This is a genomic window from Anoxynatronum sibiricum (genome assembly GCF_039414295.1).
GTDB classification, from domain to species: Bacteria; Bacillota; Clostridia; order Peptostreptococcales; family Tindalliaceae; genus Anoxynatronum; species Anoxynatronum sibiricum.
The window spans coordinates 40,623-66,918 of sequence record NZ_JBCITM010000010.1 but is presented as its reverse complement, the minus strand read 5'-3'; the positions used below and the strand labels follow the sequence as shown (position 1 = coordinate 66,918).

The 26,296-nt window shown below is 52.6% G+C and carries 12 protein-coding genes, 1 pseudogene, 1 CRISPR repeat array and 1 riboswitch; of the genes and pseudogenes, 12 read left to right on the top strand and 1 reads right to left on the bottom strand.

Features of this window, described 5'->3' with window-relative positions:
• Positions 1 to 170 precede the first annotated feature (170 nt).
• Genes cas3 through cas2 form a run of 7 tightly spaced genes read left to right on the top strand, consistent with a single transcriptional unit; the run spans position 171 to position 8,281 of the window.
• The gene (gene cas3, locus AAIG11_RS10785) at positions 171 to 2,660 is read left to right on the top strand and encodes a CRISPR-associated helicase Cas3' (RefSeq protein WP_343186259.1); all 2,490 of its coding nucleotides are present in this window, start codon (positions 171 to 173) and stop codon (positions 2,658 to 2,660) included.
• Positions 2,661 to 2,688: 28 nt separating this feature from the next.
• Positions 2,689 to 3,411, top strand: a complete 723-nt coding sequence (gene cas5c, locus AAIG11_RS10780) for a type I-C CRISPR-associated protein Cas5c (RefSeq protein WP_343186258.1) — start codon at positions 2,689 to 2,691, stop codon at positions 3,409 to 3,411.
• Positions 3,408 to 5,387 carry a type I-C CRISPR-associated protein Cas8c/Csd1 gene (cas8c, locus tag AAIG11_RS10775; RefSeq protein WP_343186257.1) on the top strand — a complete coding sequence of 660 codons (1,980 nt, stop codon included), beginning with the start codon at positions 3,408 to 3,410 and terminating at the stop codon, positions 5,385 to 5,387. The genes cas5c and cas8c overlap by 4 nt, the downstream gene beginning before the upstream one ends.
• A 2-nt stretch (positions 5,388 to 5,389) precedes the next feature.
• Complete coding sequence (gene cas7c, locus AAIG11_RS10770; RefSeq protein WP_283410058.1) at positions 5,390 to 6,244, top strand: type I-C CRISPR-associated protein Cas7/Csd2; 855 nt, start codon at positions 5,390 to 5,392, stop codon at positions 6,242 to 6,244.
• Positions 6,245 to 6,248: 4 nt separating this feature from the next.
• On the top strand, positions 6,249 to 6,905 hold the full coding sequence (gene cas4, locus AAIG11_RS10765; protein WP_343186256.1) for a CRISPR-associated protein Cas4: 657 nt from the start codon (positions 6,249 to 6,251) through the stop codon (positions 6,903 to 6,905).
• Between the two features lie 42 nt (positions 6,906 to 6,947).
• A complete protein-coding gene (gene cas1c, locus AAIG11_RS10760; protein WP_283410056.1) occupies positions 6,948 to 7,979 on the top strand; it encodes a type I-C CRISPR-associated endonuclease Cas1c in 1,032 nt (343 codons plus the stop codon).
• Positions 7,980 to 7,990: 11 nt separating this feature from the next.
• Positions 7,991 to 8,281 (top strand): CRISPR-associated endonuclease Cas2, encoded by a 291-nt coding sequence (gene cas2 / locus AAIG11_RS10755; RefSeq protein WP_343186255.1) that lies wholly within the window; start codon positions 7,991 to 7,993, stop codon positions 8,279 to 8,281.
• A 170-nt stretch (positions 8,282 to 8,451) separates the two neighbouring features.
• Positions 8,452 to 18,712: a CRISPR direct-repeat array (repeat unit 32 nt; unit sequence GTCGCTCCCCGTGCGGGAGCGTGGATTGAAAC).
• A gap of 148 nt (positions 18,713 to 18,860) precedes the next feature.
• Here the strand turns inward: cas2 and AAIG11_RS10750 are convergent.
• Entirely contained in the window at positions 18,861 to 19,955 is a 1,095-nt protein-coding gene (locus AAIG11_RS10750; protein ID WP_343186254.1) for an HD-GYP domain-containing protein, read from the bottom strand.
• Between the two features lie 60 nt (positions 19,956 to 20,015).
• Positions 20,016 to 20,097, bottom strand: a riboswitch (cyclic di-GMP riboswitch).
• Positions 20,098 to 20,373: 276 nt separating this feature from the next.
• Here AAIG11_RS10750 and AAIG11_RS10745 point away from each other — a divergent pair.
• From AAIG11_RS10745 to AAIG11_RS10725, 5 genes and pseudogenes are all read left to right on the top strand, one after another.
• Positions 20,374 to 20,664: pseudogene (locus tag AAIG11_RS10745) on the top strand (glutaredoxin family protein); the annotation flags it as partial.
• 30 nt (positions 20,665 to 20,694) lie between these two features.
• Positions 20,695 to 21,273 carry a dihydrofolate reductase family protein gene (locus AAIG11_RS10740; RefSeq protein ID WP_343186253.1) on the top strand — a complete coding sequence of 193 codons (579 nt, stop codon included), beginning with the start codon at positions 20,695 to 20,697 and terminating at the stop codon, positions 21,271 to 21,273.
• 72 nt (positions 21,274 to 21,345) lie between these two features.
• Positions 21,346 to 22,206 (top strand): NAD(P)-dependent oxidoreductase, encoded by an 861-nt coding sequence (locus tag AAIG11_RS10735; protein ID WP_343186252.1) that lies wholly within the window; start codon positions 21,346 to 21,348, stop codon positions 22,204 to 22,206.
• 278 nt (positions 22,207 to 22,484) lie between these two features.
• Entirely contained in the window at positions 22,485 to 24,944 is a 2,460-nt protein-coding gene (locus AAIG11_RS10730) for a PBP1A family penicillin-binding protein (protein ID WP_343186251.1), read from the top strand.
• Between the two features lie 11 nt (positions 24,945 to 24,955).
• Positions 24,956 to 26,245 carry a dihydroorotase gene (locus tag AAIG11_RS10725; RefSeq protein WP_343186250.1) on the top strand — a complete coding sequence of 430 codons (1,290 nt, stop codon included), beginning with the start codon at positions 24,956 to 24,958 and terminating at the stop codon, positions 26,243 to 26,245.
• Positions 26,246 to 26,296: the final 51 nt, after the last annotated feature.

The following is a 26,296-nucleotide window of genomic DNA, read 5'->3' as shown; positions in this document are numbered from 1 at the left end:
TCCCTTGGCTTCGCAGATGTTGTCAGCAACCCGAGACTCCACAGATTCTGTGGGGTCTTTTTACGTGCAGAAAAAAGAACAAACAAAAAGTAAAACAAAATAGTAAAATAAGCACAATATTCCTTGAATTCATTATATAATAGGGGCAGTGGGAACATGGGAGGGGTTTCATGTCCAAACAAATTCATGATAAAGAACAGACAAATCAATTTGTGGCCCATTACCGCAGAGAAGACGGCACCATTCAGGATGTGTGGTCTCACCTGGCAAATGTGAGTGACCGCGCCGCCGCCAATGCGTCAAAAATCAGTCTCCAGGAACCCGCTTCCCTGTGTGGTCTCGTCCATGATCTGGGAAAGGCAAGCCAGGCCTTTAATGATTATATCCGGTCGGCCGAAGGATTGCCCACAACTTCCGGCACGCAGCAACGCATGGGCAGAGGAAGTATTGACCACTCAACGGCAGGAGCCCAGTGGTTATATCAGCATTTGAAAGCAATGCCAGGCAATGTACTCTCCCGACAGTTGCTGCCGCTGATCACAGCTTCACATCACTCGGAACTCATCGACTGCCTTGCGCCAGATGGGGAGAATCGATTTCTGGAGCGCATGGATAAAGACAAATTGCGAACACATTATGACGAAGTGATGACCAATTTGCCTGATGATTTCAAAGAAAAAATGTATCTGAAGGCAGCTGATCCAGCATTGGAACAGTCCCTTCACCTCGTGATCAATAAAGTGATGGAAGCAGAAGATGACCGGGTCACGAGAGCTTTTAAATTGGGCCTACTGACACGCATGCTCTTTTCAACCCTGCTGGATGCCGACCGGGTGGATACCATCGACCATCAAAATCCCACGGTGGCGTTGCAGCGGCCAGATGGGCAGTACATATCATGGATAACCTTGACGCAACGGCTTGAAGCAACGCTAAGTCAATTTACAGTCACCAACGACATCGACAGATATCGGCAGCAAGTCTCAGAACGATGCCGGGAAATGGCAACCCAGGAGCCAGGCGTTTTTCGCCTGACGGTCCCCACTGGGGGAGGCAAAACATTGGCAAGCCTTCGGTTTGCGCTTCACCATGCGCAGCAGCATCAGATGGATCGCATCATCTACGTGGTGCCCTATACAGCCATCATCGATCAGAATGCCCGCACCATCAGAAACATACTGGAAACAGAGGCGGGAGAGCCGGCCATTGTCATGGAGCATCATTCCAACCTTGATCCCCGCCGGGAAGTGCCTGATAACGATCATTTCTGGACACAGAACTGGGATGCTCCCGTGGTGCTCACCACCATGGTCCAATTTCTTGAATCTTTTTTTGGATCAGGCACCGGCCCGGTTCGACGTCTCCATCAAATGACCAGAGCGGTGATCATTTTCGATGAAATTCAGTCACTGCCTGTTCGATGCACCCATATGGTCAACCTGGCCATTCGATTTCTGGTAAAGGCGTGTCACAGCACGGTTGTTTTGTGCACAGCCACCCAGCCGCTGCTGGAAGCGGTGCAACCTGCTTCAAGAGCGCTTTCTTCCAAGGCCATTTCTGAAATCACCCCCGATGTGAAAGCCCTCTTTCAACAGTTCAAACGGGTAAAGGTGAATGACGAAACCCATGGGAATTACTGGACACACGAGGTTCTGGCAGGAAAAATTATGACTGCTGCAGAAACAACCGCTTCAGTACTGGCGATTTTCAATACCAAGAAAGATGCCGCCTTGGTGTACGATGCTGTGGACGATATTCGAAATGAAACAGGAAGCGAAACAAAAGTCTTTCATCTGAGTACCCATATGTGCCCTGCCCACCGCCGGCAGATTCTGGAGGATGTCAATCAATGCCTAAATGAGAAAAAACCGGTGATCTGTATCAGCACACAGCTGATAGAGGCTGGCGTAGACATTGATTTCACCACCGTTTTCAGAGCTCTCGCCGGTCTTGATTCCATTCAGCAGGCGGCGGGGCGGTGCAATCGCCATGGGAAAATTTCCCAGGGTCAATTGTTCCTTTTCCAACTTCAAAACGAAAACCTCAGCAGACTGACAGATATACGCGAGGGAAAAGAAGTGACGTTGCGTCTGCTGAATGAATATCATAACAACCCGGGTGATTTCGATGAGGATCTGCTGAGTGCAAAGGCCATGAACCGGTATTATGAGTACTATTTTTATCAGCGTCAAAGTGAAATGAGTTACCCCCTTCCCCGCTCCGCAGGAGTAGGGAATGACAGCTGCCTGTTTGATTTGCTGGCAGAGAACCCCCAGGCCGTTGGTGCCTATCAACGCATCAATGGACAGAGTCCTGACATGTTGCTGCGCCAGTCTTTCCAGACGGCGGCTAAGGCTTTTCAGGCCATTGATAAAAGCACACAGGGTGTCATCGTGCCCTATGGAGAGGAGGGGGAGAGAATCATCAAGTCGCTATGTGGATTAAGCCCCTGGGACAGTCCTGGAGAACTTCTGAAGCTGTCACAGCAATACGCCGTGAATTGTTATGCCCATGAGCTCAATCGTCTTGTGGCCGAAGGGGCCCTTCATGAAACAACCCAGGGATCAGGCATCTATTACCTCAATGGCCGGCACTATTCTCGAGAGAAAGGACTTCAGCTGCAAGGTGCGCTTCAAACCATGGATACCATGACATTCTGATGAGGAACCAATCCAAAGGGGGGAGAAAATGCAAAATGCAAACACAGTTGCGTTCACCGTTTACGGCAGGTACGCCCTTTTTTCTGACCCACTAACACGCGTGGGCGGCGAAAAATCATCGTACCAAATACCCACCTACCAGGCGCTGAAGGGCATTCTGGAATCCATCTACTGGAAACCCACCATTGTCTGGGTGATTGACCGGGTGCGGGTGATAAAAGCCATACGGACGGAAAGTAAAAATGTGAAGCCATTGAAGTACAGTGGCGGCAATGATTTATCCATCTATACTTATTTGCGTGACGTGGCGTATCAGGTGGAGGCTCATTTCGTGTGGAATGAAAACAGGCCAGACCTAAGCCATGACAGAAATGAGAATAAACATTACTTTATGGCCCGTCGCATGATTGAAAGAGGTGGGAGGCGGGATGTTTTTCTGGGTACCCGGGAATGCCAGGCCTATGTGGAGCCCTGCACTTTTGGGGACGGCGAAGGGTTTTATGATCAATACGATCAGCTAAGCTTCGGGCTTATGTTCCATGGCTTCGATTACCCAAGTGAAACGGGTCAGGAAATCCTGGTTTCACGCTTCTGGACACCACACATGAAGCAGGGTATTGTGGATTTCATCACTCCGGATGCCTGCGATATTCGAAAAAATGTTCGGCCCATGACGCTTGAAAGCATCCAGGCGATCCCACTGGAAGACGACCTGTCTTTGGCAGATGTATGGCAGGAGGAGTCGCGATGAGTTGGATTCAAAAGCTATACGAAACTTATGAAGAAAACAAACAACTGGCGGGGGTCATTAAGGGTGAAGACGCACCGGTGCTCCTGCCAATTTGCCACACCACTCAAAAAGCACAGATCACCGTCGTGATTGATGGTGAAGGCAATTACCTAAGGGCTTCCATTATCCCGGCAGCAGACAGCCAGACCATCATACCCTGCACCGAGAGTTCAAGTTCCCGGGCAGGCGTCAAACCCGTCAACCACCCTTTGTGCGACAAATTGCAGTACGTGGCCGGCGACTTTAACCTTCATGGGGGAACAGTGACCTCTGGCTTTAAGAAAAATCCCGGCGAGCCCTATGAACGCTACTGTCAGGATCTGAAACAATGGGTCGAATCACCGGCAACACATAAAAAAGTGGCAGCCATTTACCACTATGTCAAAAAAAGGACGCTGGTGTCAGACCTCATTAGCAGTCAATGCCTCTGGACAGATGAAGGTGGCCAGCTGCTGGTAGAGTGGCCCAAAGATGACAAGGACAACATGCCGGAAATTTTTCGTGTGTTAAGTCCGACAGCAGTCCAAAGCGATGCTTTTGTACGTTGGGCTGTTGAAATTCCAGGCAACCCCCAGCGGGAAGTGTGGACAGACATCACTCTCTATGATGCCTGGATCAGCTACTATATATCCATGCAATCCTTTAAAGGACTCTGCTACGTGACAGGCCAGGACAGTGAACTGGCGTCGAGCCATCCTGCCAAACTCCGCAATCAGGGAGACAAGGCGAAGCTGATATCGGCCAATGATAACAGTGGTTATACTTTTCGGGGAAGGTTTCATGACGGGGATCAAACAGCAGGGGTCTCTTTTGAAGTCACCCAAAAAGCACACAATGCCCTGCGGTGGCTCATTGAAAGGCAGGGTGTACGTAATGGAAGCCTTGCGCTGGTCACTTGGGCACAAAAAGGGGAGGTGGTTCCCGATCCCATGGCTGATTATTTTGGCCTTTCATCAAGAGGAGATGTAAGTGACGACGGTGGACAGCGCACGGCGTATACGGCCGAGGAATTTTTCGAAGCACTGAAACAGTGTCTCTATGGGTACCGGAAAAGGCTGGCGCATACCAAAGAGGTCATGATCATCATGCTGGATGCCGCCACCACGGGCCGGTTGTCCATTCGATTGTATCGGGAACTGGTGCCGGAAGATTTTATCCAGCGCATTGAAAACTGGCATCGGACGGCGGCCTGGGTACATACGTATCGAAACCCCAAATGGTCCAAAGAGGTAAAAGAGAGTGCACCCAAGCGGTATGTGTCAGCGCCCAGCCCGTTTGACATAGCTGAAGCCGCCTATGGGAGAAGGCTGGATGAAACCCTGCAGAATAAGACGGTGGAGCGGGTACTCAGATGTCAGTTGGATGGAGTGCCCCTGCCCCTTGATTTGGTGGAAACAACCCTGCGCCGGGCAAGCAGCCCCCTGGGGATGGAAAGATGGGAATGGGAGAAGACACTGACCATTGCCTGCGCCATGTATCGCAAACATTGTGAAAGGGAGGGATATGCATTGGCACTGGAAGAAAACAGGAAGACAAGGGATTACCTTTATGGCAGATTACTGGCACTGGCAGACAATCTGGAAGAGTGGGCGTTGAAAGAAGGCGGCGAACAGCGACAAACCAATGCCTTGAGACTCATGCAGCGCTTCTCCGAAAGGCCGTTTTCAACCTGGCGCAGCATTGAGCTGTCGCTGCATCCCTATAAAGCCCGCCTTGGGGCAAAGGGAAAGGGACTCATCAACCGCATGACAGAAGTGATGGCGTTGTTTGATGCAGATGACTTTATTTCAGATAAAAAATTGACGGGTGAGTTTTTACTTGGTTATCACTGCCAAAAGCGGGCACTCTGGAAAAATACAGAAGAACAGCAACAGCAGGATGAACCACAGGGTCAATCACAGGATCAACCAATTGAAGGAACTGAAGGGGGAGAATAAGAATGGCAGTGATTCAAAACAAAATCGACTTTGCAGCAGTGATCATGGTGAAAAACGCAAATCCCAACGGAGACCCATTGAACGGCAATCGACCCCGGGTGACCTATGATGGCCTGGGAGAAATTTCGGATGTTTGCCTGAAACGCAAGATCAGAAACCGGTTATTGGAGAAGGGCCAGGGGATTTTTGTCCAGTCCGACGACTATAAATTCGACGAGTATCCCAGTCTTTACAGCAGGGCTACCGGTGAACTGCCGAAAGAAGCGTTTAAAGACAAAGCGCTGCTGAGAAAACTTTCCTGCGAAAAGTGGTATGATGTCCGTGCTTTTGGCCAGCTCTTTGCTTTTAAAGGGTCTGAAGCCAAAGGCGTATCAGAAGGGATCAGAGGCCCTGTCTCCATTCATCCGGCCTTTAGTGTGCTGCCTGTCAACGCATCCACGGTTCAGATTACCAAGAGTGTCAGCAGTGAAGGGGATGGAAGCAAAAGAGGATCTGACACCATGGGTATGAAACACCGCGTCGACCATGGGGCGTATGTTTTCTATGGCAGCATTAATCCCCAGCTGGCCACCAGAACAGGTTTTTCTCAGGAAGATGCACTGCTGATGAAAGAGGCGTTGATCCATCTTTTTGACAACGATGCATCTTCGGCCAGACCAGAGGGCAGCATGGAGCTCTATAAGCTGATTTGGTGGGAGCACGGTAACCCCACCGGTCAATATTCTTCCGCCAAAGTGCACCGCACGCTGAAGGTGTCGTTGAAAGAAGGCATTACCGAACCAAAAGACATTGACGACTATGTCATTCAGGTAGAACCAATGGAAGGCCTCGTACCGGAAATACTTGACGGGAATTGAGTCCATGGGTCATGTCACACAAGAAGAATACCTGATGCTCAGCGGTATTCAGCACTTCGCCTTTTGTCCCCGGCAGTGGGCGCTGATTCACCTGGAAAATGTCTGGCAAGATAATGTACTGACTTACAGTGGTCAAAAACTGCACCAAAAGGCCGATGATCCTTCTTATCAGGAAACCAGACAGCATATCTACGTCTCCCGGGCGGTTCCTGTTCGATCAGACAGACTAAAGCTTTATGGCACGGCAGATGTGGTGGAGTACCATAGGGGTGAGAAGGGGGTCGTGCTGAAAGGAAAAACCGGTTTATGGCAACCATTGCCCGTGGAATACAAACATGGACAGAAAAAGATCAACGACTGGGACCGACTTCAGTTGTGTGCGCAGGGAATGTGCCTGGAAGAAACATTTAACATACCGGTAGCAGAAGGGCATCTCTTTTATGGAAAAACAAGACGACGGGAAATGGTGACGTTAAGTTCACTTCTTAGACAAAAAACCATTGAAACCGCCAATGCCATGTATGATTGCTTTGAAAAAGGACGGTTGCCTGCTCCCGAGTACAAAAAAGCCTGCGACAACTGCAGCCTGTATCAACATTGCATGCCGAAGCTGGCGAAACGTCAGTCGGTGGCGAAATACCTCCAAACACTGATGGATTAAAGACGCAAAGATGGATTAAGGGGACAAAAGGCAGGTGAGAAGATGCGAAAATTGCTAAACACCCTTTATGTGACTTCCTCTGATGCCCATCTTGGCAAAGAGGGGGAAAATGTCGTCATTCGAGTGGATGATGAGATCCGGTTCCGGGTTCCCATCCATAATCTTGAAAGCATTGTGACCATGGGTTATACCGGGGCCAGTCCGGCGCTCATGAATCTGTGTGCCGAAAGAGGTGTGTCGCTGGCCTTTCACACCACTAATGCCCGGCTGTTGGCCCGGGTGACTCCTGCTGGTAAGGGAAACGTCCTGTTGCGAAAAAGACAATACGAGATGCACGACAGTGAAGACGACAGTGTGGCGATCAGCAAAAGCGTGATTGTTGGGAAATTGACCAATGCAAGAGCTGTTCTGAATCGGTTTACCCGTGATTACAAATCAGATCCAGGCGTACCCTCAGTGGAATCAACTGCCAACCACCTAAAACTATTGATGCCAAAAGTTCTCAACGCAACATCGTTGGACGAGCTTCGGGGAATAGAGGGTGACGGGGCGCGACAGTACTTTAGTGTTTTTCGTCATCTGATCCTTCAACAGAAGCAGGACTTTTCTTTTGAAGGCAGAAGTCGGCGGCCACCCATGGACAGAGTCAACGCCCTATTATCATTCCTCTACAGCATGTTGACACATGACTGTGCGTCTGCCCTTGAAACCGTCGGTTTAGACTCGCAAGTTGGATTTCTGCATCGTCTGCGCCCAGGCAGAGCCAGCCTGGCCCTGGACATCATGGAAGAGCTGAGGCCTTACATGGCCGATCGGCTGGCACTGTCTCTGATCAACAACAGGCTGGTATCCCCGAAGGATTTTATTGAAAAAGAAACAGGTGCTTTTCTCCTGAAAGAGGATTCCCGAAAAACAGTGATTGATGCCTGGCAAAAAAGAAAGCAACAACAGGTGCACCATCCATATATGCAGGAAAAAGTTGAAATTGGGCTATTGCCCTACTGCCAGGCACTTTTAATGGCTCGTTGCATCAGAGGAGATTTAGACCTCTATCCACCCTATCGGATGAGTTAGGATGATCAGTCATGATGGTATTAGTGACCTATGATGTTAACACAGAAGATGCAGCAGGCAGAAAGCGGCTGAGGATGGTGGCGAAAACGTGCGTTAACTATGGCCAACGGGTCCAGAATTCTGTTTTCGAATGCCTTCTGGATCCAACAGAATTTGCAAAGTTTAAAGACATGTTGGAAAATGAAATTGACCCTGAAAAAGACAGTCTGCGTTACTACTTTTTGGGTAAAAACTGGAAAAACAGGGTGGAACATGTTGGTGCCAAAGAAGCTTATGATCCAGAAGGTACCATGATTTTTTGACGTTGCGAACCTGAAGCGCCCATGTAATTACCGGTTTGTTCGCACAAGCTGGAAATGCCACATGACAGCGAAAATTAACTATCATTAAAGAGCGTTTCAACACAGAAAGAAAACAGTTCGCGGAAAGTAGTTGTAGAACCATTGAAAATGCTTAACTAGATAGAAATACTGTCGCTCCCCGTGCGGGAGCGTGGATTGAAACAAACACCCATAGGTCTGACTTGGGCTGAATTGATTGTCGCTCCCCGTGCGGGAGCGTGGATTGAAACATGATGTTTTGCCCCTTCCCGCTTCACTTTTTCGTCGCTCCCCGTGCGGGAGCGTGGATTGAAACGACAATGCCGCCAGGGGTATTGATGGACAGTTTGCGTCGCTCCCCGTGCGGGAGCGTGGATTGAAACTTTTTCATTGGTTGGCCTCCTCTGTAAAATATACGTCGCTCCCCGTGCGGGAGCGTGGATTGAAACAATAGGATATGAACACGCCTACATGGGTGGGTATGTCGCTCCCCGTGCGGGAGCGTGGATTGAAACTTGCCCTTCGTGCGAAATAAAGTTTTGTGTTTTTGTCGCTCCCCGTGCGGGAGCGTGGATTGAAACAGTCTTTGACACTATCTTACCACACATAGTGAGCGTCGCTCCCCGTGCGGGAGCGTGGATTGAAACGTCGTCCATGACAATCTCATACACATCGGCCCCGGGTCGCTCCCCGTGCGGGAGCGTGGATTGAAACACAACCTTTGACGCTGGTACAAAATTGATGGTAGGTCGCTCCCCGTGCGGGAGCGTGGATTGAAACTCGACAGGCGTACTCGTATTCCATGCACGCCCCTTGTCGCTCCCCGTGCGGGAGCGTGGATTGAAACGACTGTTGCATCTAAATCCTCAATATTTGCGTTTGTCGCTCCCCGTGCGGGAGCGTGGATTGAAACTCGCCAGTGTCCCTTTGGTAAAATCGCGCTAGTTGTCGCTCCCCGTGCGGGAGCGTGGATTGAAACAGACTGTACCCCGGTTTGTGCTTTCATGTACTCGGCGTCGCTCCCCGTGCGGGAGCGTGGATTGAAACAGCACTGTCGGCGGTGACCAGCTCCCGGCCTATCGTCGCTCCCCGTGCGGGAGCGTGGATTGAAACTGGCCCTGTAACCATCTTATACCATGCTCAACACTGTCGCTCCCCGTGCGGGAGCGTGGATTGAAACTCAAATATTGCCTGACATACCTGCGCCGCCCGGCGGTCGCTCCCCGTGCGGGAGCGTGGATTGAAACAGGGATTCGTGGCCATTGGTGGCGCGGGCGGTGCGTCGCTCCCCGTGCGGGAGCGTGGATTGAAACTTCTGGCGGTGGGCAACATCGTCATAAACGGCCAGGTCGCTCCCCGTGCGGGAGCGTGGATTGAAACCCATATCGCACCTAACACATGGATAACCTTTGCGTCGCTCCCCGTGCGGGAGCGTGGATTGAAACAAGCCTGGTGGCCTTTTTCATCTGGTACGTCCAGGTCGCTCCCCGTGCGGGAGCGTGGATTGAAACATATGGACTGGGAACTGCGCTCGTATCCGTTGGCGTCGCTCCCCGTGCGGGAGCGTGGATTGAAACATTTTTTCCTTTACGTAGGTGCTTTTCCCGCTGGGTCGCTCCCCGTGCGGGAGCGTGGATTGAAACCTGCAAATCGCAGACCAATAAAAAGGAGGATCACGTCGCTCCCCGTGCGGGAGCGTGGATTGAAACTGTCATGATGTGGTGGTCCAGCTCTCTTTGTGCCGTCGCTCCCCGTGCGGGAGCGTGGATTGAAACTACCCTTTGCAATCGATTATCTAAAGCCATTTCCGTCGCTCCCCGTGCGGGAGCGTGGATTGAAACTATGGAGCTTGTTGTTAATCAGTATTATGAGCCTGTCGCTCCCCGTGCGGGAGCGTGGATTGAAACGTTTGGCCGTCTTGCCAGTACCTGGGTCAGGTGCGGTCGCTCCCCGTGCGGGAGCGTGGATTGAAACTTTCTCCCAGTCGTGCCCGGTGGCAGTCTTTAGGGTCGCTCCCCGTGCGGGAGCGTGGATTGAAACCAGCATGGCGGGTGATTCATGCCATCGTACCAGCAGGTCGCTCCCCGTGCGGGAGCGTGGATTGAAACATCATCGTAGAAATCATTGATCACTTTTATTTGAAGTCGCTCCCCGTGCGGGAGCGTGGATTGAAACCTCCACCGTGATGGTGGGGTTATCTGAGAGAGTGGTCGCTCCCCGTGCGGGAGCGTGGATTGAAACACGAAATCTTTTTGATCTTGTGCATAAAAAAATGAGGTCGCTCCCCGTGCGGGAGCGTGGATTGAAACTTTGATTGGAGGTGACTCGATGAAAGCCGCTATCGTCGCTCCCCGTGCGGGAGCGTGGATTGAAACGTGGAGATTGGCTCTCTTTTCTCGGTGGTATCCGCGTCGCTCCCCGTGCGGGAGCGTGGATTGAAACCCTCCGCTTGTGCGACTGAGTGAGTCAGCCGTTGCGTCGCTCCCCGTGCGGGAGCGTGGATTGAAACAGGAGGCACAAGCGGTGGAGGGGGCGACTATTTCAGTCGCTCCCCGTGCGGGAGCGTGGATTGAAACAGTACGTGATTGTAAAATCTATCTTAAACGGTGGGTCGCTCCCCGTGCGGGAGCGTGGATTGAAACGACCAATCACGCGAATTGAATATAGTCGATATTTCGTCGCTCCCCGTGCGGGAGCGTGGATTGAAACTCAGGATGAGAACGGCTTGAATCAGAATCCAGTACGTCGCTCCCCGTGCGGGAGCGTGGATTGAAACTCGATGATGAACTTGAATCGGTTTCCGATCCGTTTGTCGCTCCCCGTGCGGGAGCGTGGATTGAAACTCCCGTGTCGCCTTTGGGCCCCGGGTCCCCCTGAGTCGCTCCCCGTGCGGGAGCGTGGATTGAAACCCATATCCACCCGGTTTCGTGCTCTAGGTGCATTAGTCGCTCCCCGTGCGGGAGCGTGGATTGAAACAACCAACGGGCAGACGTTTCGCGCGTCTGCCCTAGTCGCTCCCCGTGCGGGAGCGTGGATTGAAACTTAACAACTAACAGCCAGTGGTTGGCGCTGGGGCGTCGCTCCCCGTGCGGGAGCGTGGATTGAAACCAAATCCATCAACGACGCCACCCAGTACCGCTTAGTCGCTCCCCGTGCGGGAGCGTGGATTGAAACATCAAACTTGAGAATGTACTGGTCATGCCCCACCGTCGCTCCCCGTGCGGGAGCGTGGATTGAAACTCGATAAAGCTTTCATCTCGCAGCAGGTCTTCCGGTCGCTCCCCGTGCGGGAGCGTGGATTGAAACTCTAAAAATCTTCTGCAGCAGAACCTCTCTGTCCGTCGCTCCCCGTGCGGGAGCGTGGATTGAAACTCGGTGCTTCGGTAGTCCTCAACTATTTGCGCATGTCGCTCCCCGTGCGGGAGCGTGGATTGAAACCTGTTTCTGCGTTTCGCCTTACTTCCGGATCGTACGTCGCTCCCCGTGCGGGAGCGTGGATTGAAACTCCAGATCGGTGGTTTTAAGCAGAAAACGGGCGCTCGTCGCTCCCCGTGCGGGAGCGTGGATTGAAACGTTTAGACATAGACGATAAAGGGTATTACAGAGCGTCGCTCCCCGTGCGGGAGCGTGGATTGAAACTGACAGAGAAAGACGAAGTGAAAAAACAACAAAAGTCGCTCCCCGTGCGGGAGCGTGGATTGAAACGTCAAGGGGTAATTTAACGCCGTATATCTCATCGAGTCGCTCCCCGTGCGGGAGCGTGGATTGAAACATTTCGTCGATAGATAAGTCAATAATTTCACCCTGGTCGCTCCCCGTGCGGGAGCGTGGATTGAAACACGTGTCAGAACAAACGGTGAACGCATGGAAGAAAGTCGCTCCCCGTGCGGGAGCGTGGATTGAAACACATTGAAGCAGATCACATTAAAGAAGTGAACCGGTCGCTCCCCGTGCGGGAGCGTGGATTGAAACCTACCGGCTCAAAGATATTCTTTGAAGGTGCCGACGTCGCTCCCCGTGCGGGAGCGTGGATTGAAACTTCGGACTTAAATGCCAACGGCCTGCCGCCCTTGTGTCGCTCCCCGTGCGGGAGCGTGGATTGAAACTTTTTGGGCATAAAGGCAGGTCACTGTTCAGAGAGTCGCTCCCCGTGCGGGAGCGTGGATTGAAACCCGGTGGGCCTTGCTGATGCGGTCGTCAATGTTGAGTCGCTCCCCGTGCGGGAGCGTGGATTGAAACTTTATGTTCTGCAATTCCTGATACGTCATTTTAGGTCGCTCCCCGTGCGGGAGCGTGGATTGAAACTGGATATGTGGAGAGAGAATTGATAAGTTCTTCAAGTCGCTCCCCGTGCGGGAGCGTGGATTGAAACTTAATCGGCTATAATTATGTGTAGAATTAATGAGGTCGCTCCCCGTGCGGGAGCGTGGATTGAAACGATTGATGCTGTTTGCCATACTATCAGTCGATACGTCGCTCCCCGTGCGGGAGCGTGGATTGAAACTGATGGCTGTCATCACTTCCCGGCCATCTGTAAAGTCGCTCCCCGTGCGGGAGCGTGGATTGAAACATCAAACTTGAGAATGTACTGGTCATGCCCCACCAGTCGCTCCCCGTGCGGGAGCGTGGATTGAAACAAGGAAAAACGCCTGGGAATCGTTGATGAAGAAGTCGCTCCCCGTGCGGGAGCGTGGATTGAAACATCTTCATGACGGGTTCACCGTTCCTGTCAAACCGTCGCTCCCCGTGCGGGAGCGTGGATTGAAACGCTGTTGACTTTGGTGCGGCCTGAATGGACGACAGGGTCGCTCCCCGTGCGGGAGCGTGGATTGAAACTCAAACTTGAGAATGTACTGGTCATGCCCCACCAGGTCGCTCCCCGTGCGGGAGCGTGGATTGAAACCTGAGTACAGCCCCAGCGCCAACCACTGGCTGTTGTCGCTCCCCGTGCGGGAGCGTGGATTGAAACTCGATGCCGTCGATGTGCTGCTTCGTGCTCTCTGCGTCGCTCCCCGTGCGGGAGCGTGGATTGAAACTTTTCCTTGTCAACGATGACAAAAAGTGCCTCCACGTCGCTCCCCGTGCGGGAGCGTGGATTGAAACTGGATGTCTGAGGTGTCCCCTTCATCAATGGTGCGTCGCTCCCCGTGCGGGAGCGTGGATTGAAACGGTCACATGCAATGACTAAAAAGCTATCGAATTCGTCGCTCCCCGTGCGGGAGCGTGGATTGAAACATGCTGGGAAGGGTTGTGTTATTGGCTTTACGGCGTCGCTCCCCGTGCGGGAGCGTGGATTGAAACTTTAAGGGAGCAACAACAAAACCAATTTGTTAAGTCGCTCCCCGTGCGGGAGCGTGGATTGAAACTTTAAGGGAGCAACAACAAAACCAATTTGTTAAGTCGCTCCCCGTGCGGGAGCGTGGATTGAAACATAGATCCGCAGCCGCCCGGCAGCATACGGCTCGGTCGCTCCCCGTGCGGGAGCGTGGATTGAAACTTCCGACGGCATTTCCCACTTTTCCATGACGATACGTCGCTCCCCGTGCGGGAGCGTGGATTGAAACTGAAACAATTTTATCCATGTGATCCTCCTTTCTGTCGCTCCCCGTGCGGGAGCGTGGATTGAAACCTTGACAGCCGGGATGCGGTTCTGCTGATCCCGGGTCGCTCCCCGTGCGGGAGCGTGGATTGAAACCCTTCACCCGTCACCGCCCACCCCGTGAATGTTTGGTCGCTCCCCGTGCGGGAGCGTGGATTGAAACTACATGGACACCGAGGAAGGCACATTCGATGGCAGTCGCTCCCCGTGCGGGAGCGTGGATTGAAACCAGTTCAATGCCTGCATCAATCTGACCAATCCCGGTCGCTCCCCGTGCGGGAGCGTGGATTGAAACACAAAGCACTTCGGCGAATGCTTGATTGCTATCGCGTCGCTCCCCGTGCGGGAGCGTGGATTGAAACATATTCTCATTGCCATCAACGTGGACCTTGATGTTGTCGCTCCCCGTGCGGGAGCGTGGATTGAAACAATGATGGCGAAGTAGTAGGAGCGTTCGCTGTAGCGTCGCTCCCCGTGCGGGAACGTGGATTGAAACCTTTTGCAGTCGTTCCTCGTTAGTCATCGTGGCACGTCGCTCCCCGTGCGGGAGCGTGGATTGAAACAAGGTATGGAAGTCCTTCAGCTATATCTGATCTCAGTCGCTCCCCGTGCGGGAGCGTGGATTGAAACCCATGATCACCAGGGCGATGGGGGCCACGGCCAAGTCGCTCCCCGTGCGGGAGCGTGGATTAAAACACCGTTGGTCTGGTCCTGATCCAGTGGCCGCGACGTCGCTCCCCGTGCGGGAGCGTGGATTGAAACGTTTGTAGTATGTCTGAATTGAACCATTTAATCAAGTCGCTCCCCGTGCGGGAGCGTGGATTGAAACATCCAAAGCATCGATAATTAACTCAGATGTTGACTGTCGCTCCCCGTGCGGGAGCGTGGATTGAAACTGATAAATTTTCTCATTTTACCGCTCCTTTAGAAGTCGCTCCCCGTGCGGGAGCGTGGATTGAAACGGATGGACTCCTGCCTGAAGCAGCAGCGTGGCATGGTCGCTCCCCGTGCGGGAGCGTGGATTGAAACTATTTCCTCCTCAGTTACCGTCATGCTGCCCCCAAGTCGCTCCCCGTGCGGGAGCGTGGATTGAAACTGAATTTTGGCTTTGTTTTCCAGCAGTGCCGGTGGTCGCTCCCCGTGCGGGAGCGTGGATTGAAACTGAATTTTGGCTTTGTTTTCCAGCAGTGCCGGTGGTCGCTCCCCGTGCGGGAGCGTGGATTGAAACCTTCCGTGGCGTAAACGCCGGTCCCGTATTCGACGTCGCTCCCCGTGCGGGAGCGTGGATTGAAACCACGTGCCGGTGATCCGGCTGATGACAATGTAGGGTGTCGCTCCCCGTGCGGGAGCGTGGATTGAAACACATTGAAGCGGACCACATCAAAGAAGTGAACCGCGTCGCTCCCCGTGCGGGAGCGTGGATTGAAACAATCAAAGGTTTCTGTGTGTCATAATCGTCCTTTGTCGCTCCCCGTGCGGGAGCGTGGATTGAAACTGAATCCGACCACATTTTCATCTGGATCATAAAACGTCGCTCCCCGTGCGGGAGCGTGGATTGAAACCTGTTCCAGAAGAAAAAGGTCAAGGCCTTGCTTTAGTCGCTCCCCGTGCGGGAGCGTGGATTGAAACCACCCTTTCCCTGCTTGCCTGTTCACTGAATCCTCGTCGCTCCCCGTGCGGGAGCGTGGATTGAAACTGGTTGGGCTTATACTCAATCATGGCATCCCCCCGTCGCTCCCCGTGCGGGAGCGTGGATTGAAACGTCACACTTCCAAGCGTGGCATTTTAGATTACCGTCGCTCCCCGTGCGGGAGCGTGGATTGAAACAAGCGTTGCATTGAACGGTACCAAAAAGAGAATGTGTCGCTCCCCGTGCGGGAGCGTGGATTGAAACGGGTATCTCATACGCAGAAATCTCGACGATGGCAAGTCGCTCCCCGTGCGGGAGCGTGGATTGAAACAAAAAAGCTGCTGGTTTGGCTGTTTGCATGGGCCGTCGCTCCCCGTGCGGGAGCGTGGATTGAAACAATATCGACATTCAGGAGGCGGTTGATTTGGGACGTCGCTCCCCGTGCGGGAGCGTGGATTGAAACGGTTTTGGGTTGGTGCCGGGATATACCGCCCGGCGTCGCTCCCCGTGCGGGAGCGTGGATTGAAACAGAAGTTCTTTTTCTCATTTGTGGCTGGTGTCAAGTCGCTCCCCGTGCGGGAGCGTGGATTGAAACACTCTGATACTGCTTTAGAGTGTCGGGAATTTCTTGTCGCTCCCCGTGCGGGAGCGTGGATTGAAACACTCAGCTTTATGCTGGCAGCAATTTCACCCACGTGTCGCTCCCCGTGCGGGAGCGTGGATTGAAACTCCGTAAAAAAGCGGGCGGCATTGAGCCTCATGGGTCGCTCCCCGTGCGGGAGCGTGGATTGAAACTCATGGCCTACTACGGCACCAGCGTAGGCAGTACGTCGCTCCCCGTGCGGGAGCGTGGATTGAAACAAGCTCAGAGAATTTCAGTGCACCCATCCACAGCACGTCGCTCCCCGTGCGGGAGCGTGGATTGAAACGGATGGACTCCTGCCTGAAGCAGCAGCGTGGCATGGTCGCTCCCCGTGCGGGAGCGTGGATTGAAACGCCTGTGGCCTTGTTTGTTTTGGTATATGTTTTGGTCGCTCCCCGTGCGGGAGCGTGGATTGAAACATGATATCAGGCAAGGCAGCTTCTGCTTCCTTTCGGTCGCTCCCCGTGCGGGAGCGTGGATTGAAACAGAAGCATTGCTCGATGCAAGGGACAGCATCACAGTCGCTCCCCGTGCGGGAGCGTGGATTGAAACTGGAAGTGCTGGGACAATGAAGCAAAAGACGTATGGTCGCTCCCCGTGCGGGAGCGTGGATTGAAACATTCACTTTTTACCGACTTTTTTATCACTATAGAGTCGCTCCCCGTGCGGGAGCGTGGATTGAAACCCACTGGGGGTTTTCCTGCTCAACTCCCCCTCTAGTCGCTCCCCGTGCGGGAGCGTGGATTGAAACCCTCTTTTGATCCATCACAGCGCGTCACACATGTGTCGCTCCCCGTGCGGGAGCGTGGATTGAAACATCGTACTGCGTTTCTACGTGGTCCAGATTGTCTTGTCGCTCCCCGTGCGGGAGCGTGGATTGAAACGGGTTGATCGTTTTGTAGCAACGCGGGTGCCAACGTCGCTCCCCGTGCGGGAGCGTGGATTGAAACTTCATGTCAACCTTTTGCAACTCCATTCTTGCGGTCGTCGCTCCCCGTGCGGGAGCGTGGATTGAAACAACAAACTACAAACCCAGTACGCGCAGGCCGTCGGTCGCTCCCCGTGCGGGAGCGTGGATTGAAACCATTTTTGCGTTGTACTCGTCCATCTTGCCTGCGGTCGCTCCCCGTGCGGGAGCGTGGATTGAAACAGTACGACCTGAAGGGTGGGGACGGAGGCAATGGCGTCGCTCCCCGTGCGGGAGCGTGGATTGAAACATCAAAAGTTGGGTTTTTATCATCCATTACATTGTCGCTCCCCGTGCGGGAGCGTGGATTGAAACTTTCTGTACCGGCTTGGTTCTCCATCAACCCGGATGTCGCTCCCCGTGCGGGAGCGTGGATTGAAACCTCTTTATAATCCTGTTTATAACCTACCTAAAAGTCGCTCCCCGTGCGGGAGCGTGGATTGAAACACACCAGACTTTGCACTGTCACGCATGAGGCCGGTGTCGCTCCCCGTGCGGGAGCGTGGATTGAAACTAGAAAGAGGTGATATGATTGAGTGTGAATGCCATGTCGCTCCCCGTGCGGGAGCGTGGATTGAAACAAAAGTGGATAAAAATCACAGAAAGTTAACCAAAAGTCGCTCCCCGTGCGGGAGCGTGGATTGAAACTTACGCTTACGACACTGCATTAATTGAGACATAAGGTCGCTCCCCGTGCGGGAGCGTGGATTGAAACCCACATCTGCTGCACTTTGATGAGTTCTTTTTCTGGTCGCTCCCCGTGCGGGAGCGTGGATTGAAACCTTATGCGGCGTTAAGCAAATCTGTTAACTCCGTGTCGCTCCCCGTGCGGGAGCGTGGATTGAAACCTAGGTAGCCGCAAAAGCCTATACACCTATTATGGTCGCTCCCCGTGCGGGAGCGTGGATTGAAACATCGATGGCTGCAAACGCCAGGGCTGCTTTTGCGTCGCTCCCCGTGCGGGAGCGTGGATTGAAACAAGTTTCCACCTCCTAAACAATTTTTCCCATGATGGTCGCTCCCCGTGCGGGAGCGTGGATTGAAACTCCCCTGCAACTCTATTTTTAAGCAACGCGCTGGGTCGCTCCCCGTGCGGGAGCGTGGATTGAAACAAGTTGATAGGCTACCTGATCTGGTGCTGTCCAAGTCGCTCCCCGTGCGGGAGCGTGGATTGAAACAAAAGTAAACAAAAAGGTTGCTAGCTCATGTAGTGTCGCTCCCCGTGCGGGAGCGTGGATTGAAACTACGGTATGTATACGGGTTTGAAAAATATTCCATGTCGCTCCCCGTGCGGGAGCGTGGATTGAAACGTAAAATTCCAGGAACATCAAACCCAAATTATACGGTCGCTCCCCGTGCGGGAGCGTGGATTGAAACATCCGTTATCAACCTTTCCCGTTTATCGCTGTTAGTCGCTCCCCGTGCGGGAGCGTGGATTGAAACATCATCATTAACAAAGGCAATGGCGTTTGCGAACGTCGCTCCCCGTGCGGGAGCGTGGATTGAAACTCTTTCGCGTATCGTGGCATAAAATCCTCTACCGTCGCTCCCCGTGCGGGAGCGTAGATTGAAACATATAGCATTTAAAAACGCTTGTCAGTAATCAACACAATAGTTATCTGCGCGATAAAAAAACCCCCTTAAGATGAGACCCTTGAAGTTCAGTTGCTTCACGGGTCTCATCTTAAGGGGATATACTTCTGAATACGGAGAAAGCAAATATCAACTAATTGCGGCCATGGTTAAATCTGTAAGAATCACTCGATTGAGAGATTTCATTAGGTCAATGATCTCCCCCCGGTCAGGACCTTTGAGGATTTTCACTTTAGGACGCAGGAAGAAGTTTCGGTTGGTTTCTACCACTGTGGCCACACTGCCATCATTCAACCTGACCAGTGTATTAACCGGATAGGGGTTCACGTGTTTCATGTAGATTTTTGTGAGAGATGGATCGAAATGAGAACCTCCGCCTCCCATGATGTATTCAAGACACTCACTGAGAGTTTCTGGTTTGCGGTAAGGTCTCTCAGAAGACAGAGAATCAAATCGGTTGGCGATGGCAGTGATTCGGGAGAATAGGTGGATCTCGTCCCGGGATTTCTGGTGGGGGTAGCCGGTGCCATCAAATTTTTCATGATGCTCCAGTGCCATGATTTTCACGGTGGAAGGCATGTTCAGCTGAGTGGTTAAAAAAGCGAAACCCTTGATGGTATGCGCCTGAGCAATGGATAATTCTTCAGGAGTCAATGGCTCCTGCTTGTTCAGCACTTCTGCAGGTGTCTGAAGATGGCCGATATCATGGAAGAGAGCACCCAAAGCCAGCTTTTCCAGATCAGGCCGGCTCAGGCCGGCAGCGCTTCCCAAAATGGTGGCATGAATCATGGTGTTAACGGAATGCTGAAAGAGCGCAGAATTGACATGCTTAATGTCCAGCATTTCGACAACAATATCCGGTTTAAGAAAAATATCATCCACCACTTCAGCAACACCGGATCGCAGCTGCAACAGGTTGGCAGTCGTCTGTTGGTCCATTTTGGAAGACTGGGAATGATCACCTTCGGAGGAAAGACCTGAAGCCAGACGACGAAGCTGAGTAACCATTTTTTGCCGCAATTCGGGATTCACCACATCATTTAGCTCATAATCATTGTCTTCAGCATAAATATAGATGAAATGATAGTCCATGGCAATCAGCCGGTTAATCATATAACTGGTCAAGCGGGTCCCTTTTTTAACAAGAACTTGTGAGTGGTCGTCATAAAGCGGCTGACCCAGAACTTGGCCGGGCACGAGTTGTGAGACGCGGGTTAGCTGCATGCGTATTCTCCTAACAATAAACGTGTTACTCGGTTGGCGAAAAACAGGCTTATCCTGCGTTGCGGCAACCGGCTGCCATAGCGTATGCTGTAGGCCCTTGGCTTTGCGTCGCCGGCTTTCGCCGGGTTTGCATTTCACAAATGTTGATACAATACATTCTGACATATTCGCACTTCTTTTTCAATGAAACCAGTGTTCAAAGTTCATTCACGCCCTTAACAATAGAACAGCTTATAATTCATCCAAGCAGGAATGAAAGGGTCTAATGGCATGATTAAGATGAGATGTTGTCAGACAAAAGGGGTATGAAATCTTTAAAATCAGTGACCAAGTACAATTGTTCGGGGGAGATGACAAGATGAAACGCGAGTATAAAAAAATCATTATGTACTCAAGCCAGACGTGACCCTACTGTCAACAGGCGAAAGAGTTTCTTTCGCAGAGCGGGTTTCTTTATGAAGTGAGAGACATCAATTCAAACCAGTTGTTTCATGCCGAATTTTCAAAGCTTGGAGCCACGGGTGTACCCACTTTTCTTATTGGCAACGAGGTGATTGTGGGGTTTGATAAAAATAGGATTGAAGCGCTGCTGGATTATCGCGTGATTCCTTGTCCCGCATGCAGCATCCGCATGCGGGTTCCTAAAGGGAAGGGGAAAATCCGAATTACGTGCACCAGTTGTCGCCACCAGTTTGAGAGAAACACATAAAGTCACATAAGATAGAGGAGGCGAAAAGCGATGAAAACGGTATTTAATGCAGCTGCCAGCCTGGACGGATTTATAGCAGATGAGGATAATTCGCTGGAATGGCTGTTTCAGTTGGGAGATCCTGAAGATACCGAATTCAACCGATTTTTTGAACAGGTGGGCGCCATCGCCATGGGGGCCACGACGTATCAGTGGATTTATGATCATCAGGTGAGTACTTCCGATGATCCATCGGAGGCGTGGCCATATAAGATGCCTGTATGGGTATTCTCCAATCGGAAGCTGCCCCGAATCGAAAACAGGGACATTCGTTTTGTCTCAGGCAGCGTGGAACCGGTGCATGATGCCATGTGTCGGGAAGCAGGCGGTAACATCCGGTGGATAGTCGGTGGAGGTGATCTGGCAGTACAGTTTTATGACGCCGGCCTGCTGGATGAAATCATCATCACGGTTGCTTCTGTGACGCTGGGAGGGGGTGTGCCGTTTTTTCCCCGAAGAACCGATATGCCATTGAAATTACTTTCAGTGAAACAGTATGGCAGAGCTTTTGCTGAACTTCGCTATGAAATACAATACGTGAATCCATCGACTGCAGTGAAAAATCAATAGAAGAACACAATCCCCATAAACGAATTTACCAGACCGCCGACCGACAGGACTCTGCGAAGGAGGAAAATTGACATGAAACCACAAACTGCGTTTATTGGATTGGGTGCCATGGGATTTCCCATGGCCTGCCGATTGCTGGAAGCGGGGTACCCGGTGAAAACGGCTGTGCATCACAACACGGAAAAGGCCAACCTGTTGAAAGAAAAAGGCGCTGTCATCGCATCTGATTTTTCTGAGGCTGTGAAGGGGGCTAAACTGATCTTTTCCATTGTCCCTGCTGATGAAGCCATGAAAGCGCTCTATCTGAATGACGGCATACTGGCCTCCATTGACACTGATGCCATTGTCATTGAAATGACTTCGGCTTCCATGGCGGCGATGAAGGAGGTTGGTCAGACACTTCAGGAAAGAAAGATCCGAGTGCTGGACAGTCCGGTGAGTGGTGGCATTAGTGGTGCCAAAGACGGCACCCTCACCTTTATTGTCGGGGGAGACGCTGCTGTGCTTGATGAAGTCAGGCCTGCACTGGAATGCATGGCAAGCCGCATCATTCATGTGGGGCCGCTGGGGGCTGGGAAAGGCATGAAGGCAGCCAACCAGATGCTGGTGGGTATTCATATGGCAGCGGCAGCCCAGGCGCTGGCACTGGCAGAAGCTGTCGGCATTGATCCGGATGCGTTCTATCAAGTGATAAGCACAAGTTCAGGTGCTTCGAAGGTGCTGGAAAATAAGTATCCACTGATGAAAAATCACCGTTTTGATCAGGGCTTTCAGCTTCAACTACTGGTCAAAGACATGCACATCGCGCTGGCACAGGGAGAAGGGCTGGATTTGTCCATGCTTCAACAGGCCATGACCCTTTTTGAACAAGTGCCGGCTGAGCTGGCACAGAAAGATTTTGCGGTGATCAGTGAACTGTTTCGAAAAGGATAAAAGGCACTGCGCTGCCCAGATGCATGCCAGATGCATGCCGACTGAAAGGGCATCGCCAGCAGGTCGTTAAACAGCAAACAGAGCTGCATTGCACCAATGACAGAAATCCTTTACAATAGAGGCTGAGAGCATGGCGAAGATGCTGATCTTCACAAGCTTTTGGCCGCTGTCTTTTTTTGACAAATGCGTCAACATGCTGACAGAAAAGACCATCAAACATCAAGCAACATCATCATGCATTATCATCATGCATCAATAATCATAAAGGATGAAACGTCATGGCTGAAAAAGCGCCCCGCACAGAAAAAATACAAAAAAAGAAACGCAAATGGCTCCGCACCCTACGCACGATTTTTCTCACGGGGGTATTGGTGATGTTGGTGATGCTGGGAGCTGTCACTGGAACGGCGGTGGCCATTGTTCGGGGAATCATCAATGACCTGGAGCCCCTCCAAGCCGGCAATCTCTACCGGTTGCTGGAAGAAAGTTCGTTCATCTACTACTGGGATCAGGGCGAATTGCAGGTGCTTGAAAAAATTGAAACGCCCCTTTACCGGGAAATTCTGGATTACGATGAAATGCCGCCTATGCTATTAAATGCATTTGTCGCCATTGAAGACGAACGTTTCTGGCAGCATAATGGCATCGACCTGCGTCGCATTCTGGGGGCTGGGTGGACCAATTACCGCACCGGGTCCCGTCAGGGAGCCAGCACCATTCACCAGCAACTGGCAAAAAACCTGTTTCTAACCCATGAACAGACCTATACCCGTAAAATCCAGGATGCCTATTATGGCATGCAGCTGGCAGAGCAACTGCCAAAAGAAAAAGTGCTGGAGGTTTATCTCAACACCATCTATCTGGGAGCCGGGGCTTATGGTGTTCAGGCAGCTTCTCAGGTTTATTTTTCAAAGGATGTATTAGAGCTGAACCTGGCAGAGATGGCACTGCTGGCAGGTATTCCCCGAAACCCCGCCCGGTATGCACTGATGAAAACCCTGGAAGAATCACAGGTGCGTCCTCACCATACGGTGCTGATGCAGGAGGATGAGGGCTATGTATTGGTTTATAACCCGGAAGCACAGCAACGACAGCGGCTGGTGCTCCATAAAATGCGGGAACTGGGATGGATCAGCGAAAACCAGTACCAGGAGGCACTTAATCAGGATGTGCTGGCCCTGCTCCAGCCCAGTCGGTTCCAGCAAAATGACGAAATATCCACGTACTTTGGTGACTTGGTGCGTCAGGATGTGCTGAAAAGTCTGGAAAGCTGGGGATATAGCCGGGAAGAGGCCCGACACCTGCTGTATCAGGGTGGGTTACATATTCACAGCACGCTGGATTTGCAGCTGCAGCAAATATTGGAAGAAACCTTTGATACACCGGAATTATTTCCCGGTACGTTGCAGGATGCCAACGGCGACCTGCTGTTGGACAGTCATGGCAATGTACAGCCTCAGGCAGCCATGGTGGTGATGGATTATCGCACCGGAGAAATTAAAGCGCTCATGGGCGGCCGCATGGTGAATGGCGGGAGGCAAATTCTGAACCGGGCACTGGTAGCCCGGCAGCCTGGTTCTGCCATTAAGCCCCTGGCCGTTTACACCGCCGCCATTGACAAGGGATGGACCGGTGCCTCCCGGATTAATGACGCGCCGGTGTACCTGGACGCCTCCCGGCCCAATCAGGCCTGGCCCCGCAACTGGTACCGGCAGGGCTATTTCGGATGGATCACCCTGCGGGATGCCCTCCAGTGGTCCAGCAATGTGGCCACAGTGAAGCTGCTGGCAGAAGTGGGTGGCAGTCGGGCCGAGGCTTATGAAGTGATGTTTGAATACCTGGAAAAACTGGGAGTCACCACTCTGGTTTCCCGGGATGATCCTTACCGGGGTGCTGACGGCGGTCTGTATCACGATGAAACCTACTCCACCGCGCTGGGGGGAATGACCCTGGGGATTTCACCCCTGGAAATGACAGCGGCCTATGGGACGCTGGCCAATGAAGGGGTGTATGTGGAGCCAGTCACCTTTACCCACATCACCGACAGAAACGGGAATGTACTGGTGGAAAGGCCGGTGCGCCGGGAGCGGGTGCTCACGCCTCAGGGAGCTTTTGTCATGACAGATTTACTGGTACACAGCATTACCTACGGTACCGGTGCCCGGGCAAAGCTGGATGCCACCAACAGTCTGATTCCCGTTGCGGGAAAAACAGGGACCACCACCGAAAACAAAGACGCCTGGTTTGTGGGATACACCCCTTATTACGCCGCCGGTCTCTGGATTGGCAACGACCGGCCTGAAGAACTGGTGCAAGGCAGTGCCATGGCCGCCTCGCTCTGGCAGCATATGATGATCCGCATTCATGAAAATTTGGAACCCAAAAACTTTGACCAACCGACGGATATTGAAGAAGTCACCATTTGTACTGTGTCAGGCTTGCGGGCCAATCGCTATTGCAGCAGTACCCGAAAAGAGTATTTTATTCTGGGAACAGCGCCCACAGGTGTCTGTCGGATTCATGCGGCACCACCGCCGCCGGTGACACCATCTGAACCAACGGAAGAAACGGGAGAAACGGCGGGAGAATCTGGTCAGCAAACTGCTCCTCCAGGCCCGGAGGCACCTGCAAGTCAGCCGGGGCCTGAAGCGCCTTCTGTGACGTCACCCCAGCCGACACCTGAACCGTCACCCCAGCCGACACCTCAGACAGAAGCACCTGAAACCAGTGGAGAATAGGAGAATCAATCATGAAAACCATCATCAAACACGTTCAGTACCTTGATCCGGATACAGGCAGCGAACAACAGGGACACCTGGTGATGAGCGATGGTCACATCAGTGGATTCACCGGTGACGTGATCAGTGATGCCCATGAAGTGGTGGAAGGGGATGGCAGATGGGTGTTGCCGGGTTTCATCGACCTGCATGTGCACTTTCGGGAGCCTGGCGGAGAAACGAAAGAAACTCTCGAAAGCGGTGCCAGGGCAGCGGTGGCCGGTGGGTTTACGACAGTGGTATGCATGCCCAATACCCAGCCATCGCTGGACCATGCAGAAATTCTTCGGCAGCAATTGGCAAAAGCGGCATCGCTTCCCTGCCAGATCCTCTTCATGGGGGCAGTTACCCGTGGGTTGGCCGGCAGAGAGAGAATTGATTTTAAGGAATACAATTTTCCCGGCGTGGTGGGGGTGACAGATGACGGCCGCCCCATTTCCGAAGCGCTTCTGATGATGGAGGCGTTGCAGGAAGGAAAGCGATATGGTCTGCTGGTGGCGAATCATTGCGAAGACGAAAGTCTCATGTTTGACCGAAGTGTTAATCAGGGAGCCGTTTCTGAAAAACTGGGCCTTCAGGGGGTACCGGCCCTGGCAGAAGAGTTGATGGTGCAGCGGGATCTTTACCTGGCCGGGGCCACCGGCTGTCCCGTTCACCTGCAGCATATCAGCACCGCCGCCAGTGTGAATCTCATTCGACGGGCAAAGGCCGAAGGCGTTCCCGTGACGGCAGAAGCTGCGCCCCATCATTTTTCCCTGACAGAGTATGCTGTGATGACCCGGGGAGCCATGGCAAAAATGAGCCCGCCCCTGCGGCGGGAAACAGATATGCGGGCGGTACGGGCAGGATTGGCAGACGGCACACTGGACTGCATTGCCACTGACCACGCTCCCCACGAAGCGGCTGTCAAAGGGGAAGATTTGGCCAAGGCAGCCAATGGGGTGGTGGGGCTGGAAACTGCTTTTGGTGCCGCCGTCACTCACTTGATGGACACGGGAACCCTTTCGCTGAAACAGCTGGTGACCTGCATGAGCACCCGACCTGCCGCCATGCTGGGGCTCTCGAAAAAAGGAAATTTGAAAACAGGGGCCGAAGCTGACGTGGTGCTGGTGGATCTTCGCCGCCGATGGACGGTGGATTCATCTACATTTGCTTCAAAAAGCCACAACACCCCCTTCCAGGGAATGGCTCTTAGGGGGCAGGTGCAGGGCACGTGGGTGAGGGGGAAGCGGGTGTATGAAAACCGGGTTACAGTTGAATAGGCTTCACCAAATGGAAACCCTGTCAATCTGGTCGACCTTGTCACTACCACT